Genomic DNA, 13843 nt, shown 5'->3' on the forward strand with positions numbered 1-13843 from the left:
ACCGCCGCGGCGGACAAGGAGGATTCCTCATGACCACCCGCCCCGAATCCCTCCCCGCCAGGGGAACGGCCATCGTGACCGGTGCCTCCTCGGGCATCGGCGCGGCCTACGCGCGCCGGCTCGCCGCGGACGGTCACGGTCTGGTCCTGGTGGCGCGTCGCGCGGAGCGTCTGCGCGCCCTCGCCGCGGAACTGACCGGGCGGCACGGCGTACGGGTGGAGGTCGTCGTCGCGGACCTGGGCGATGCCGGTGACCTGGACCGCGTGGCCCGGCGGACCGCCGGGGACGACATCGAGGTGCTGGTGAACAACGCGGGCATCAACGGCTACGGCCCCTTCGCCGAGACCGATGCGGGACTGCTGGAGAAGGTGATCGCCGTGAACGTGGTGGCGCCGACCCGGCTCGCTCGTGCGGCCGTGCCGGGCATGCTGGCACGCGGCCGCGGTGCCGTGGTGAACGTGGCCTCCACCCTCGCCTTCGCCGGTTCGCTTCCGCCGGACCCGCTGCCGGTGCGGGCGGTCTACGCGGGGACCAAGGGGTACGTGGTCACCTTCAGCCGGACCCTTGCCGCGGAGCTGGACGGCGCGGCGGTTCGTGTCCAGGTGCTGTGCCCCGGGCTGACGGCGACCGAGTTCCATCTCACCCAGGGCCAGGTTCCGGTAGCCGGTGACGCGGCGCGCGTACACGACGACGGAGGCATGCCCGCCGAGGACGTGGTGACCGCTTCGCTGAGGGCCTTGGAAACCGGCGAGGTCGTCTGCGTGCCCGGACTGGCCGACGCCGAGGCGGTGGATCGCGTCACCGCGGCGGAACTCGGGCTCCGTTCCTCGTCCACCGGCACACTCGCCCCGCGCTACCGGAACCCCGCCGGGGGGTCATGAGGTGGTGCCGGTCAGGGCGAGGAACTCGCTGCGGGAGCGGGCGTCGGAGCGGAGCAGACCGAGCAGGGTCGAGGTCATGGTGGTGGAGCCGGTGGCCTGGATGCCGCGCAGGGTCATGCACGCGTGCTCGGCCTCGATCACCACGCCGACTCCCTTGGGGTCGAGGTGGGTCTGCAGCCAGTCGGCGATCTGCTTGGTCAGGCGTTCCTGGACCTGCGGACGGCAGGCGAAGTGCTCGACGACGCGGGCGAGCTTGGACAGCCCCAGGATGCGGGCGCCGGGCAGGTAGCCGACGTGGGCGGTGCCGACGAAGGGCAGCAGGTGGTGCTCGCACACCGACCGGACGGGGATGCGCCGGGCCAGGACGAGTTCGTCGTAGCCCTCGTCGTTGGGGAAGGTGGTCAGGTCGAAGGGACGGGGGCTGAAGAACTCGGCGTACGCGCGGGCCATGCGGCCCGGCGTCCCGCGCAGGCTCTCGGTGGCGGTGGAGATGCCGAGGGCGTCGAGGAACTTGCCGGCCGCCGCCTCCGCGGCGGCCAGGTCGATTCCGTCCTGCTCGTGGACGACCCGCAGGGCGGGCCGGGCCGGCGGGGTGCGCTCCGCGTCGTCGGAGTCTATTCGGGCGGTGGCGTGGTGCGGCTGCTCGATCACTTCACTGTCCTTTGATGCCGAGGGCGGTGAGCAGGGCGGAGGCGATGTCGAAGACCGGGCTGGATACGTAGTTTCGCCAACAATTCTTGGTCTTATCACCGAGGGCCGTCAAGAAGTCCAGGAGAACGGGACAACGGGAACGCTTGTGCCTACGCATATGGGGGTTACCGTGGTCCTGTGGCATCCGACCAGACAGCTCCGGCCGACGCGGCCGGCAGCGCCATCGACTCCGTCAGCGTCCTGAGCGAGGACTCACGACGGCGCATGTTCTCCTTCATCCGCCGTGCCGGCCACGCCGTCACCCGCGACGAGGCCGCCGCGAGCGTCGGGATATCGCGCAAGCTCGCCGCCTTCCACCTCGACAAGCTCGTCGACGCCGGCCTGCTCCGCGCCCGCTACGAGGCGCCCGGCGGGATCCGCAAGGTCGGCAGGCGACCGAAGGTGTACGAGCCCACCGACGCCCAGATCACCGTCAGCATCCCCGACCGGCGCCACGAACTCCTGGCGGACCTGCTCCTGGACGCCGTCCTGACCGAGGGAGCGGACGAGAACGCCACGCAGGCGGCCATGCGGACCGCCGGGCAGCGCGGCCGGCAACTGGGCGAAGCCGCGCGGGAGGAGACCCGGCCCGGGCGTCTGGGCCCCGAGCGCGGGCTGACCGTCTGCGAGGGGCTGCTGGAGGGCTACGGCTACGAACCCGTCCGGGAGGCCCCCAACCGGCTCCGGCTGCGCAACTGCCCGTTCCATCCGCTGGCCGCGAAGGCCCCTGACCTGGTGTGCGGCATGAACCAGGCGTTTCTCAGCGGCTACCTCACCGGTCTGGAGGTGGGCGGCATCCAAGCCGTCCTGGCCCCCGGGCCCGGCGCGTGCTGCGTACGACTGGGCCCGAACAGTCCCGGCCATGACGACCAGCCGCCCCAGGACCACTGACCGCCGCGATTCCCTGTCCCTCACCTACGTCACCGGTGCTTGCCTCCCCGCCGAGCCGGCGGAGACGCCCGTTCCCGGGGTCGCACCGCCCATCGCTGCCTCCGGTGCGGGAGGCGTCGCCACGGCGAAGAGCGGCAACCGCCGGCCCGGTGCCCCGCGGCTATCCTGAGTGCCGGCCGCCGAGGAGGGGGTGTCCGAAGTGACCGAGGCCGTGTCGCGTCCCACCCTGGAGGCCGTGGCCGCGCGGGCCGGAGTCTCCCGGGCCACCGTGTCCCGGGTGGTCAACGGCGGCGACGGGGTCCGCGCACCCTTGGCCGAGCGGGTCCGGCGGGCCGTGGAGGAACTGGGCTACGTCCCCAACCAGGCCGCACGCAGCCTGGTGACCCGGCGCCACGACGCGGTCGCGGTCGTCGTCGCCGAGCCCGAAAGCAGGGTCTTCGCCGATCCCTTCTTCGCGCTCCAGCTGCGCGGCATCGGCAAGGAGCTGACCGCGCACGACAACCAGCTCGTGCTGCTGCTCACCGAGGGCCGCGCCGACCACACCCGCGTGGCCCGCTATCTCGCCGGCGGCCATGTCGACGGCGCGCTCGTGTTCTCCCTGCACCTGGACGACCCGCTGCCCGGCCTCATCCGCGACGCCGGGGTGCCCACCGTGTTCGGCGGACGCCCCCACTGGAGCGCGGACACCGGGGCGCCGGACCCCGGCGTGGTGTACGTCGACTGCGACAACCGGGGCGGGGCCCGGGCGGCGGCCCGGCATCTGCTGGATCTCGGCCGCCGGCGTGTCGCCCACCTCACCGGCGCGCTGGACCAGACCTCGGCGGTGGACCGGCTCGACGGCTACCGGGACGCCGTCGCCGAGGTGCCCGGCGCGTACGATCCCCGGCTGGTCGTGGAGGGCGACTTCACCCCGGCCGGTGGTGAGCGCGCCATGCGGGAACTCCTGGCCCGCTGCCCGGACGTCGACGCCGTGTTCGCCGCCAACGACCTCACGGCGCTCGGCGCGCTGCGGGTGCTGCGCGAGAGCGGCCGGCGGGTTCCCGAGGACGTGGCCGTGGCCGGCTTCGACGACATGGCGCCGGTCGCCGAACAGACCGATCCGCCGCTGACGACGGTACGTCAGGACATCGAGGGCATGGGCCGGCTGATGGCCCGGCTGCTGCTGGAGGGCCTGTCCGGCGGCCGGGACCGGGAGCGTACGACGGCCGGCGGCCCGGGCGCGCGGGGCAAGGGCGTGATCCTGCCGACCACCCTGATACGCCGCGCCTCCGCATGAGCCGCCCGCGGGTCAGCCGTCGGTCGGCTCGGGTCTGATCACCGCGAAGCGGGCCCCGTACGGATCGGCGAGCCGGGCCGTCCGCCCCACCCCCGGCACGGTCGTCGCGGGCCCGCGGACCGCCCCGCCGAGCCGCCGGGCCCGGTCGACGACGGCGTCCGCGTCCGCCACCTCGAAGTACGGCAGCCAGTACGCGCCGGACTCCGCCTCGGCGGGATCGCCGGCCGCCGGCACCAGCCCCCCGAACATCGCCTCCTCACCGGCACCGTCCGGATTGACACACGTATAGGTCCCGCCCGGGAAGGACACCCCGGACGTCTCCAGGCCGAGCACCCGGCGGTAGAACGCCGCCGCCGCCGCGATGTCCGGCGTGTGCAGCTCGACCCAGCACAGCGCGCCCGGCTCGCCCGCCGCCTCCAGGCCCTCGGTCCGGCCCGGCCGCCCGACCCCGAACGGCGCGCCCGCCCGGTCGGCGAGCACCGCACCGCGCCCCCGCTCCGGCCCGTCCGCCGGCCTCACCAGCACGCTGCCGTGCGCCTGTTCGGCCGCCTCGGCGGTGGCCCGGACGTCCTCGCTGCGGAAGTACACCGTCCAGCCCGGCGGCCCCTGCCCGGGAGCGGCCCGCGCGCCGCCCGCCACGGCCCGGCCGGCCAGCCGGAAGACGCCGTCACCGCCGGCGTCCGGCCCCGCCGGGCCGAACCGCCAGCCGAAGAGCGCGCCGTAGAAGGCGGCGGCACCCTCGAGGTCGGGGCTGGTCACGTCGATCCAGTCGGGCGCGCCGGTGACGAAACGGGTCGTGAGCATCTCGGCCCTCCTCGCAAGGGTCCGGTCCTGTGCACTGCCGAGTCTGGCACCGGCCACTGACAATCGCCGCCGGAGCACCACACGAGCACCCGCTTCCCCGGGTTCCTCGGGTTTTCACACCGGCCCCGCGCGCCGCCGTGCGCGCGCGGGGAGCGAGGCGGCATCATCGGGGCGGTCCGGGGGCGGCGGCCGGCATTCCGGGTACGCCGTTGAGCCGGCGTTGATCGAACGTTTTTCTGTCCGGGGCAGGCTTCTGGCATGCACATCGACACCATCACCCCGGCCGACGACACCTGGCAGGCTCAGGCCCTGTGCGCACAGACCGGGCCGGACTTCTTCTTCCCCGAGCCCGGCAGCTCGGTGCGCGAGGCGAAGCGCATCTGCGCCATGTGCGAGCTGCGCCCGGCCTGCCTGGAGTACGCCCTCGCCCACGACGAGCGGTTCGGCGTCTGGGGCGGCCTGTCGGAGAAGGAACGCCTGGCCCTGCGGCGCACCGCCCGCTGACCACCGCCCTCCGGCACCGCCCGCCGGCCGCCCGCCCGGGCGTGGGCCGTCAGCCCGCGGCGCGTGCCGCCATCCGGGCCTTGCGCGCGGCCAGCTTCTCGTCGAACTTCGACGCCTCCGCGTTCAGCCCGCCCAGGAACAGGCCGAGTTCCTCCTGCGCCTTCAGGCCCTCGGGGCCGAGGCCGTCGATCTCCATGACCTTCAGGAAGCGCAGCACCGGCTGCAGCACGTCGTCGTGGTGGATGCGCAGGTTGTACACCTCGCCGATCGCCATCTGCGCGGCGGCCCGCTCGAAGCCGGGGATGCCGTGGCCGGGCATGCGGAAGTTCACCACGACGTCCCGGACCGCCCGCATGGTCAGGTCGGGGGCGAGCTCGAAGGCCGCCTTGAGCAGGTTGCGGTAGAACACCATGTGCAGGTTCTCGTCGGTCGCGATGCGGGCCAGCATGCGGTCGCAGACCGGGTCCCCGGACTGGTGGCCGGTGTTGCGGTGCGAGATCCGCGTGGCCAGCTCCTGGAAGGCGACGTAGGCGATCGAGTGCAGCATCGAGTGCCCGTTGTCGGACTCGAAGCCCTCGCTCATGTGCGCCATACGGAAGCGTTCCAGCTGGTCGGGGTCCACCGCGCGCGAGGCCAGCAGATAGTCGCGCATCACGATGCCGTGCCGGCCCTCCTCGGCCGTCCAGCGGTGCACCCAGGTGCCCCAGGCGCCGTCGCGGCCGAACAGCGTGGCGATCTCGTGGTGGTAGCTCGGCAGGTTGTCCTCGGTCAGCAGGTTGACCACGAGGGCGATGCGGCCGACCTCCGTCACCTTCGACTGGCCCTTCTCCCAGGCCTCCCCGTCCTCGAACAGGCCGGGGAAGTTACGGGCGTCGCTCCACGGCACGTACTCGTGCGGCATCCAGTCCTTGGCGACCTTCAGATGCCGGTTCAGTTCGTTCTCGACCACTTCCTCCAGTGCGTACAGGAGCCGCGCGTCGGTCCAGACGGACGGGCTGCCGAGGTGAGGGGAAGTGATCGTCACAGGAACTCCAGGGGGACGCCGGACAGGGGGCGTGGGGAAAGGGAACGGCCCGGCGAGCGGTGCCGGGAACCTACGAGATCGTAGGCTACGAAACCGTAGGTTACGAAGCCGTAGGCTAAGGCGGCGGTAAAGAACCACTGATCAGCCTTGCCGGCCGGCCTCCCGTGCATGCCGGACAGCCCCGGGACCCGCAGGTCCCGGGGCTGCCGGAGGGGCGGAATCACCCGGTCAGGCGTACAGCTCCCGCAGGCGCACGGAGAGGCAGGTCACACAGCCCTCCAGCTTCTCGAACTCGCTGATGTCGACCGTGACCACGTCATGCCCGAGATCGCTCAGCAGCTCCGCCGTCCGCGGCGCGCTCGCCGCCATCAGCAGCTTGCCGCCGCCCAGCAGCACCACGTGCGCCCCGGACTCCTCCGGCACCGACAGGAACCCCGGGAACAGCGAGGGCCGGTCCACCCGGGGGATGTGCCCGATCACCGTGCCGTCGGGCAGCGCGGTCACCGCCGACTTCAGGTGCAGCACCTTGCTCACCGGGACGGCCACCACCCGGGCGCCCAGCGGTTCGAAGGCCGCCCGCAGCTGCTGCACACCGGCCGCGTTGGTGCGCCCGCTGCGGCCGACGTACACGGTGTCGCCGACCTTGAGGACGTCACCGCCGTCCAGCGTCCCCGGATCCCATATCCAGTTCACCGAGCAGCCGAGGCTCGCCACGGCCTCCTCCACCCCGGCGGTCTCCGCGCGCCGGACGGCGGCACCCGGACGAGTGATCAACGCCACGTTCCGGAACATGACGACGGTGTCCTCGACGAACACCGAGTCCGGGCAGTCGTCGGCCGGTTCGACCTCGATCGTCTCCCAGCCGTGCGCGCGCAGGGCCGCCACATAGGCCTCCCACTGCTCCACGGCGAGCCCCACGTCGACCTTCTCCCGCGCCATGTGCGTCACCAGGCCGTCGGCGAGGCGGGGGCTGGGGCGGCGGACGAGGGCCTTCTTGCTGGGCACGACGGGCCTTTCGTATCGGTCGGTGCGATGGTGCGGTGGCCGGCGCCGGTCACCCGGCGCCGGTCCGTCATCATGCAGCGCGCTCCGGCCAGGGCAAAACCTGGGTACCGGGGTGTGTCCCGGCCGCCCGGTCAGGCCGGCTCGCCGAGCGCCTCGGGCGTGGTCTCCGTCAGCTCGCCTCCCTCCATCAGCAGCCAGCGGGTGATCCCGATCGACTCCAGGAACGGCAGGTCGTGGGCGGCGACGAGCAGCGCGCCCTCGTACGACTCCAGGGCCTGGGTCAGCTGCCGGACGCTGGCCATGTCCAGGTTGTTCGTCGGCTCGTCCAGCAGCAGCAACTGCGGTGCCGGCTCGGCGAGCAGCAGCGCGGCCAGGGCCGCCCGGAAGCGCTCGCCGCCGGAGAGGGTGCCCGCCTTCTGGTCGGCCCGGGCGCCCCGGAACAGGAAGCGGGCGAGACGGGCCCGGATCCGGTTGTTGGTGGCGTCCGGCGCGAACCGGGCCACGTTCTCGGCCACCGACAGGCCGTCGTCCAGCACGTCCAGCCGCTGCGGCAGGAACCGCAGCGGCACGTGGGCCGTCACGGTGCCGGCCGACGGCGCCAGCTGCCCGGCGATGGTCCGCAGCAGCGTCGTCTTGCCGGCGCCGTTGCGGCCGACGAGCGCGATCCGCTCCGGGCCGCGCAGATCGAGGATGCCGGGCACGCGCGTGTGGCAGGCCGTTTCCAGGTTCTCCAGGGTGAGCACCTGCCGGCCGGGCGGCACGGCCGTGTACGGCAGTTCGACGCGGATCTCGTCGTCGTCCCGTACGGCCTCCACCGCCTCGTCCAGCCGTTCCCTGGCCTCGGCGAGCCGTTCCTCGTGCAGGATGCGGTGCTTGCCGGCGGACTCCTGGGCGGCGCGTTTGCGCGCACCCATGACGATCTTCGGCTCGCGCTTGGAGTCGTACATCTTCTGTCCGTACCGCTTGCGGCGGGCCAGTTTCATGTGGGCGTCGGACAGTTCGCGCTTCTGCCTGCGCACATCGGCCCCGGCCACGCGCAGCATGCGCTCGGCCGCCTCCTGTTCGACGGCCAGCGCCTTCTCGTAGGCCGAGAAGTTGCCGCCGTACCAGGTGACCTCGCCCGCGCGCAGGTCCGCGATCTGGTCGACCAGGTCGAGCAGTTCCCGGTCGTGGCTGACCACGACCAGGACGCCCGGCCAGGCGGTGACGGCCTGGTGGAGCCGCCGGCGCGCGTACAGGTCGAGGTTGTTGGTGGGTTCGTCGAGCAGCAGGATGCCGGGGCGGCGCAGCAGCAGCGCGGCGAGCCGCAGCAGCACCGACTCGCCGCCGGACACCTCGCCGACGGTCCGGTCCAGGCCGAGGTGGCCGAGGCCGAGCTCGCCGAGGGTGGCCAGGGCGCGCTCCTCGACGTCCCAGTCGTCGCCGACGGTCTCGAAGTGCTCCTCGGAGACGTCGCCCGCCTCGATGGCGTGCAGGGCGGCCCGCCGCTCGGCGATGCCGAGGGCCTGGTCGACCCGGAGCGCGGTGTCCAGGGTGACGTTCTGCGGGAGGTATCCGATCTCGCCGGTCGCCTTGACGGTGCCGTCGGCCGGCACGAGTTCCCCGGCCAGCAGCTTGAGCAGGGTGGACTTGCCCGATCCGTTGACGCCGACGAGCCCGGTCCGGCCGGGGCCGAACGCGATGTCGAGGCCGTCGAAGACGGGGGTGCCGTCGGGCCAGGCGAAGGACAGGGAGGTGCAGGTGAGGGAAGCAGACATGGGCGCCTCGCGAAGGTGTGGGCGTTCGGGTGGACGCGTATCGAGACACCGCGAGGCGGAAACCGAGGGGCCGGGCAGGGAAGGGCCGCGGAAGAAGGGACCTGTGCCTGGGGGACGGCTCGGACGCCGAGGTCGTCGTACGCCGCGCACACCTCACCGGTGCGACGCGGTGTCTCAAGACCTCAGACGAGCAACGTCCTTCTCCGATCGACGGCAACAGAATCGCTGAACACCGTACGAGCGGCGGGAAGAGGGTGTCAACGCGATTTCGCCGAGGCGCTTCCCGCGCTGCCCGGGGCGCTCCTCACGCGCGCGTGCCGCACATCGGGCGTCCCGCGCGCGTGTCGTTCAGCAGGCGTCCCGCGCGCGTGCCCTTCAGCAGGCGTCCCGCATCAGCTCGGCGAGGCCGTGGTCCAGGTCGAGCTGGAGGTGTTCCAGGCCGACGGGGACCAGTTCGTCCGCGGCCTTGAGGAACCGCCGTATCTCGCCCGAGCGCACATGCACGATCGCGGTGCCCTCCGGGGCGTGGAACTCCAGCACCGTGCGGTCGTACCCGTACGGCCGCACCCGGACGTCACCCTGGCCCGCGGGGTCCTCCAGCCCGGCCGTCAGCAGCTCACGGGCGAAGGTCCAGCACACGTCGACGCCCTCCAGGGTGGCCGGCGCCGGGAAGGCCATGCGGACGGCGAACGGGTCGCGCCGGTCGTAGCGCAGCGTGGCGGGAATGCTCGGCATGCGCGGTGCGGCGGCGACGAGACGGGCCTCGACGGGCTGCTCGATGACGGTGGACAACGCCTTGCTCCCTCGTGACGGCTGGACTGCGCCCGGATGCGCCCACACCCGGCACAGGAAGAGACGACGGAAACGGCCGGTGCGTGCACACCCGGACCGAGTGACCTCGGTCACCGCGTTCATGCACGGGGAGCGCGGCCCGCTGCGGCCCGTCTCCGCCGCGTACCGGCGCGCCCGGCCCCCTGGACGCGCCCCGGGGACTGGGCTAGCTTCGCCCGCCATGAGGCGCTTGGGGAACACGCGACGCGGGGGACGGGCGAGCCGGCCGGTGGCGACGGCGGTGGCGTGCGCGGCCGCACTGGCCGCCCTGACGGTTCCGGCGGCCGGGACCCCGGGGAGGGCGGACCACGGCCCGGGCCCGGAGCGGGGGGGCGGCGGCCCGGCGGCCCCTCGGTGGGTCCCCCGGGACACCGGCGCCCCCCAGGTCCGCTTCCGCGGCCTCGCCGCCGTGGACCGGCGCACCGCCTGGCTGGCCGGCACCGGCGGCACGGTGCTGCGCACCACGGACGGCGGCGCGAGCTGGCGGAACGTCTCTCCGCCCGGCGCGGCCGGACTGGAGTTCCGGGACGTGACGGCGTTCGACGCGCGGCGGGCCGTGGTGCTGGCCATCGGCGCGGGCGAGGCGTCCCGCGTCTACCGCACCGACGACGGCGGCACGACCTGGACGGAGTCCTTCCGCAACACCGATCCGAGGGCCTTCTACGACTGCCTCGCCTTCTTCGACCGCCGCCACGGCCTCGCCCTCGGCGACCCCGTGGACGGCAGGTTCCGCGTCCTGTCCACCGCCGACGGCGGACGCTCCTGGCGCCTGCTGCCCACCGAGGGCATGCCGCCGGCGCGGGACGGCGAAGCCGGGTTCGCCGCGAGCGGCCAGTGCCTGGTCGCCTCCGGCCCGCGCGACGCCTGGCTGGCCACCGGCGGCGGCCGCCACGCGCGCGTGCTGCACTCCGCCGACCGCGGCCTGACCTGGACGGCCGCCGACACGCCCGTACCGGCGGGCGATCCGGCCAGGGGTGTCTTCGCGCTCGCCTTCCGCGACCGCGCGCACGGCATCGCGGTCGGCGGCGACTACCGTCCCGGGCAGCCCTCACCGAGGTCCGCCGCGGTCACGGCCGACGGCGGCCGGACCTGGCGCCCCGCCACCACCCCGCCGCCCGCGTACCGCTCCGGCGCCGCCTGGCTGCCGCACAGCCGCACGGAAGCGCTCGCCGTCGGCCCGACCGGCACCGATCTGACCACCGACGGCGGCCGCACCTGGCGGACCGTCGACACCGGCTCCTACGACACCGTGGCGTGCGCCCCCGACCGCGGTTGCTGGGCGGCCGGCGAACAGGGCCGGGCGGCCCGGCTGGAACGGTGAGACGGCGGCCTCTCCGGTGACGTGAGCGGGCGGGAGGCGGGTACTCGTCCTTCGCCGCGAACGAAAGGAGCGATCATGCCAGCCGGTTCCAGCCCCAAGCGCGAGCGTCAGTACGAGCACATCAAGAAGAGCGCGCAGGACCGGGGCGAGAGCACCGGGCGCGCCAAGGAGATCGCCGCGCGGACGGTGAACAAGGAACGCGCCCGCTCCGGCGAGTCCAAGACCGCCAGCCGCACCTCCACCCAGGACATGTCGTCCGGCAAGCGGGGCGGTCAGCGGTCCGGCAACCGGGTCGGCTCGCACGGCCCGACCCGCGACCAGTTGTACAACGAGGCCAGGCAGCGCGGCATCGAGGGCCGTTCGCACATGAACAAGGAGCAGTTGCAGCGCGCGCTGGACCGCAAGAAGGGATGACCCGCCGGCTCAGCCGAGCGTCTGCCGGTGCCGTTCCAGCTCGGGGGCCGTCTTCGTGGCGAGAAACTCGATGACGCGGTAGGAGCACACCCCGGCGGTGACGAACGGGTCGGTGGCGACGACCTCCTCGATCTCGGCGCGGTCCCCCGTGACGGCGAGGATCACCCCGCCGTCACGGGGGTTCTTGCGTCCGGAGGCCAGGAACAGGCCCTTGTCGTACTGCCGCTCCAGCCAGGCCACATGGTCGGGCAGGACGGCGTCCACGGCATCGAGGGGCGCGGTGTAGGTCAGCTCAAGGACGAACATGATCCGGAGCCTACCCCCGCCCCGCCGCCGGCCACCGGCGAACCGTACAGTCACCCGCGTGACGATCGTTGGCGTACCCGCGGGCTGGCCCGCGACCGAGGAGGAGGCCCGCGCCGTCCAGGACGAGCTGCGCGGCCGAGTGGTGCTCGACGAGCCCGGGCCGCCGCCCGGGACGGGCCGGGTCACCGGGGTCGACGTCGCCTACGACGACGAGCTGGACCTGGTCGCGGCGGCGGCCGTGGTGCTGGACGCCGCCACCCTGGACGTCGTCGCGGAGGCGACGGCCGTCGGCCGGGTCTCCTTCCCGTACGTGCCCGGGCTCCTCGCCTTCCGCGAGCTCCCGGCCGTGCTGGCCGCCCTGGACCGGCTGCCCGGCCCGCCGGGCCTCGTCGTGTGCGACGGCTACGGACTCGCCCACCCGCGCCGCTTCGGCCTGGCCAGCCACCTCGGGGTGCTCACGGACCTGCCGGTCATCGGCGTCGCCAAGAACCCGTTCACCTTCACCTACGACGAACCCGGCCCGGCGCGCGGCGCCTCGGCGCCGCTGACGGCGGGCACCGAGGAGGTCGGGCGCGCCCTGCGCACCAGGGACGGCGTCAAACCGGTCTTCGTCTCCGTCGGCCACCGGGTGGGCCTGCCCGGTGCCCTGGCGCACACCCTCGCGCTGACCCCGCGGTTCCGGCTCCCGGAGACCACGCGCCGGGCCGACGCCCTGTGCCGGCGGGCCCTGCGCGAGGCGGCGCGGAGCCTGCCGGACGCCGACGGCCAGGACGCCACGACCCGTCAGGCACCCACCTCCTGATACGCCGAGTCGTGAACGGCCGGCCCGCCGGGACCGGTGCGTTCCGGTCAGCGCCGCGCCGCCTCCCGGAAGGTGATCCCGGCCGCGCGCAGCCGCTCGGTCAGGGCGTCGCCCATCGCCTCTGCCGTGGTGACCTGACCGGCCGTCGGCGGCAGCTCGTCGAAGGCCAGGCACAGGGCGGCCTCGGCGAACATCTTGGCCGTCTCGTCGTAGCCCGGGTCGCCGCCCGCGACCTCGGTGTACACGCGCTCCCCGCCGCCCTCGCCGACGAACCGCACCCGGAACCAGCTCTTCGCCCGCTTCTCGGGGCCCGGGCCGTCCCCCGGCCGGAGCAGGTCCGACAACCGGCGCCGCAGGGGCGGCACCTGGGCGGCGACCGCCAGCGCGCCGACGGCGGCGGCCCCGCCGAGGGCGACCGGCAGGTGGCGTACGGCGGCGTAGTGGCGGTAGCGGAAGTCCGGGCCGTACCGCTCCAGCGCCCGCGCCGAACGGCGTACGACCTGCGGGTCGATGGTGGGCAGCGGCAGCGCCCACGCGCCACCGGCCTCCGGGGCGTACCTCGGCGCGCCGGGCGGCGCCGTGACCCGGCGGCCCGGCAGCCGTGGCTCGTGCCGGGCCCGTGCGCGGGCGGCGGCCCGCATCCGCCCGGCGCGGGCCAGCTGGTTCAGCGCCGAGGCGAGGGTGCCGCCGGAGAAGGCCGCGTCCACGGTCACATAGCCGTCCACGGTCAGTGGCACGCCCTCGGGCAGCCGGCGGACCGTGAAGTACACGCCGAGGTCGTGCGGCACCGAGTCGAAGCCGCAGGCGTGCACCAGGCGCGCGCCCGTCTCCCGCGCGCGTGCGTCGTGCCGGACGTACACCAGGTCCACGAACTCCGGCTCGCCCGTGAGGTCCAGGTAGTCGGTGCCGCTGTCGGCGCAGGCGGCGACGAGTTCCTCGCCGTGGAGCACGTACGGTCCGACGGTCGTGGCGACCACGCGCGCGTGCCCGGCGAGCGCGCGCAGGGTGGCCGGTTCGCGTACGTCGGCCCGCAGGACGCCGATGCCCTCGCCGCCGGGCAGGCTCTCCCGCAGCCGCTCCAGCCGCCGTTCGTCACGGCCGGCGACCGCCCAGCGCAGCCCCCGCGGCGCGTGCTCGGCGAGATAGCGGGCCGTGAGCGCGCCGACGAAGCCCGTGGCCCCGAAGAGCACGAGGTCGTAGGGACGGCCGGTCCTGCCGATGCTGCTCATGTCACCCCTTGTCCACAGCCCCCAGCGCAGCCCGCGCCGCTGTCGGTGGCCGAGGCTAGCGTGAGGAGTGCGCAGTCCGAAGACCAGCCCGGAGGCAGCGGTGCCCGC

The 13843-nt window shown here is 74.0% G+C and carries 15 protein-coding genes; 7 read left to right on the forward strand and 8 right to left on the reverse strand.

Features of this window, described 5'->3' with window-relative positions:
* The first annotated feature begins 29 nt into the window (after nt 1–29).
* Nucleotides 30–881: an SDR family oxidoreductase gene (locus HB370_RS33120; RefSeq protein WP_030788740.1), complete on the forward strand. Its 852-nt coding sequence runs from the start codon at nt 30–32 to the stop codon at nt 879–881.
* Here HB370_RS33120 and folE read toward each other — a convergent pair.
* On the reverse strand, nt 876–1454 hold the full coding sequence (folE, locus tag HB370_RS33125; RefSeq protein ID WP_030788737.1) for a GTP cyclohydrolase I FolE: 579 nt from the start codon (nt 1452–1454) through the stop codon (nt 876–878). The two genes, HB370_RS33120 and folE, sit on opposite strands and share 6 nt — an antisense overlap.
* A gap of 255 nt (nt 1455–1709) precedes the next feature.
* On the opposite strand from folE, the gene HB370_RS33130 reads away from it, so the two are divergent.
* Both HB370_RS33130 and HB370_RS33135 read left to right on the forward strand, forming a co-directional pair.
* The gene (locus tag HB370_RS33130) at nt 1710–2462 is read left to right on the forward strand and encodes a transcriptional regulator (RefSeq protein WP_030788735.1); all 753 of its coding nucleotides are present in this window, start codon (nt 1710–1712) and stop codon (nt 2460–2462) included.
* A 199-nt stretch (nt 2463–2661) separates the two neighbouring features.
* Nucleotides 2662–3738, forward strand: coding sequence for a LacI family DNA-binding transcriptional regulator (locus HB370_RS33135; protein ID WP_030788733.1), 1077 nt, complete (start codon nt 2662–2664; stop codon nt 3736–3738).
* A 12-nt stretch (nt 3739–3750) separates the two neighbouring features.
* Here the strand turns inward: HB370_RS33135 and HB370_RS33140 are convergent, their stop codons facing one another.
* Nucleotides 3751–4542, reverse strand: coding sequence for a VOC family protein (locus HB370_RS33140; protein ID WP_030788730.1), 792 nt, complete (start codon nt 4540–4542; stop codon nt 3751–3753).
* Between the two features lie 258 nt (nt 4543–4800).
* Here HB370_RS33140 and HB370_RS33145 point away from each other — a divergent pair, with 258 nt between their 5' ends.
* Entirely contained in the window at nt 4801–5046 is a 246-nt protein-coding gene (locus tag HB370_RS33145; protein WP_030618234.1) for a WhiB family transcriptional regulator, read from the forward strand.
* Between the two features lie 49 nt (nt 5047–5095).
* Here HB370_RS33145 and HB370_RS33150 read toward each other — a convergent pair whose 3' ends face one another.
* The 4 genes from HB370_RS33150 to HB370_RS33165 all read right to left on the reverse strand — a co-directional run bounded on the left by HB370_RS33150 (nt 5096) and on the right by HB370_RS33165 (nt 9624).
* A complete protein-coding gene (locus HB370_RS33150; RefSeq protein WP_030788728.1) occupies nt 5096–6070 on the reverse strand; it encodes an acyl-ACP desaturase in 975 nt (324 codons plus the stop codon).
* Nucleotides 6071–6298: 228 nt separating this feature from the next.
* Nucleotides 6299–7075: a dimethylargininase gene (gene ddaH / locus HB370_RS33155; RefSeq protein ID WP_030788722.1), complete on the reverse strand. Its 777-nt coding sequence runs from the start codon at nt 7073–7075 to the stop codon at nt 6299–6301.
* 131 nt (nt 7076–7206) lie between these two features.
* Entirely contained in the window at nt 7207–8832 is a 1626-nt protein-coding gene (locus HB370_RS33160; RefSeq protein WP_030788720.1) for an ABC-F family ATP-binding cassette domain-containing protein, read from the reverse strand.
* A 375-nt stretch (nt 8833–9207) separates the two neighbouring features.
* Nucleotides 9208–9624 carry an SsgA family sporulation/cell division regulator gene (locus HB370_RS33165; RefSeq protein WP_030788715.1) on the reverse strand — a complete coding sequence of 139 codons (417 nt, stop codon included), beginning with the start codon at nt 9622–9624 and terminating at the stop codon, nt 9208–9210.
* A gap of 220 nt (nt 9625–9844) precedes the next feature.
* On the opposite strand from HB370_RS33165, the gene HB370_RS33170 reads away from it, so the two are divergent.
* The gene (locus HB370_RS33170; RefSeq protein WP_244405725.1) at nt 9845–10984 is read left to right on the forward strand and encodes an oxidoreductase; all 1140 of its coding nucleotides are present in this window, start codon (nt 9845–9847) and stop codon (nt 10982–10984) included.
* Between the two features lie 75 nt (nt 10985–11059).
* A complete protein-coding gene (locus HB370_RS33175) occupies nt 11060–11398 on the forward strand; it encodes a hypothetical protein (RefSeq protein ID WP_030618251.1) in 339 nt (112 codons plus the stop codon).
* Between the two features lie 9 nt (nt 11399–11407).
* On the opposite strand, the gene HB370_RS33180 is transcribed toward HB370_RS33175, so the two are convergent.
* Nucleotides 11408–11704: a YciI family protein gene (locus HB370_RS33180; RefSeq protein WP_030788710.1), complete on the reverse strand. Its 297-nt coding sequence runs from the start codon at nt 11702–11704 to the stop codon at nt 11408–11410.
* Nucleotides 11705–11762: 58 nt separating this feature from the next.
* On the opposite strand from HB370_RS33180, the gene HB370_RS33185 reads away from it, so the two are divergent.
* A complete protein-coding gene (locus tag HB370_RS33185) occupies nt 11763–12506 on the forward strand; it encodes an endonuclease V (RefSeq protein WP_030788708.1) in 744 nt (247 codons plus the stop codon).
* Nucleotides 12507–12553: 47 nt separating this feature from the next.
* Here HB370_RS33185 and HB370_RS33190 read toward each other — a convergent pair whose 3' ends face one another.
* Complete coding sequence (locus tag HB370_RS33190; RefSeq protein WP_030788706.1) at nt 12554–13735, reverse strand: saccharopine dehydrogenase NADP-binding domain-containing protein; 1182 nt, start codon at nt 13733–13735, stop codon at nt 12554–12556.
* Nucleotides 13736–13843 lie beyond the last annotated feature (108 nt).

The organism is Streptomyces sp. DSM 40868 (assembly GCF_011820545.1).
Lineage (GTDB): Bacteria > Actinomycetota > Actinomycetes > Streptomycetales > Streptomycetaceae > Streptomyces > Streptomyces eurythermus.

Bases quoted from the DNA above. Each gene is read 5' to 3' on its own strand.
- HB370_RS33120 (WP_030788740.1), top strand. From the start codon at position 30: ATGACCACCCGCCCCGAATCCCTCCCCGCCAGGGGAACGGCCATCGTG.
- HB370_RS33175 (WP_030618251.1), top strand. From the start codon at position 11,060: ATGCCAGCCGGTTCCAGCCCCAAGCGCGAGCGTCAGTACGAGCACATC.
- HB370_RS33140 (WP_030788730.1), bottom strand. From the start codon at position 4,542: ATGCTCACGACCCGTTTCGTCACCGGCGCGCCCGACTGGATCGACGTG.
- HB370_RS33180 (WP_030788710.1), bottom strand. From the start codon at position 11,704: ATGTTCGTCCTTGAGCTGACCTACACCGCGCCCCTCGATGCCGTGGAC.
- HB370_RS33170 (WP_244405725.1), top strand. From the start codon at position 9,845: ATGAGGCGCTTGGGGAACACGCGACGCGGGGGACGGGCGAGCCGGCCG.
- HB370_RS33145 (WP_030618234.1), top strand. From the start codon at position 4,801: ATGCACATCGACACCATCACCCCGGCCGACGACACCTGGCAGGCTCAG.
- HB370_RS33190 (WP_030788706.1), bottom strand. From the start codon at position 13,735: ATGAGCAGCATCGGCAGGACCGGCCGTCCCTACGACCTCGTGCTCTTC.
- HB370_RS33160 (WP_030788720.1), bottom strand. From the start codon at position 8,832: ATGTCTGCTTCCCTCACCTGCACCTCCCTGTCCTTCGCCTGGCCCGAC.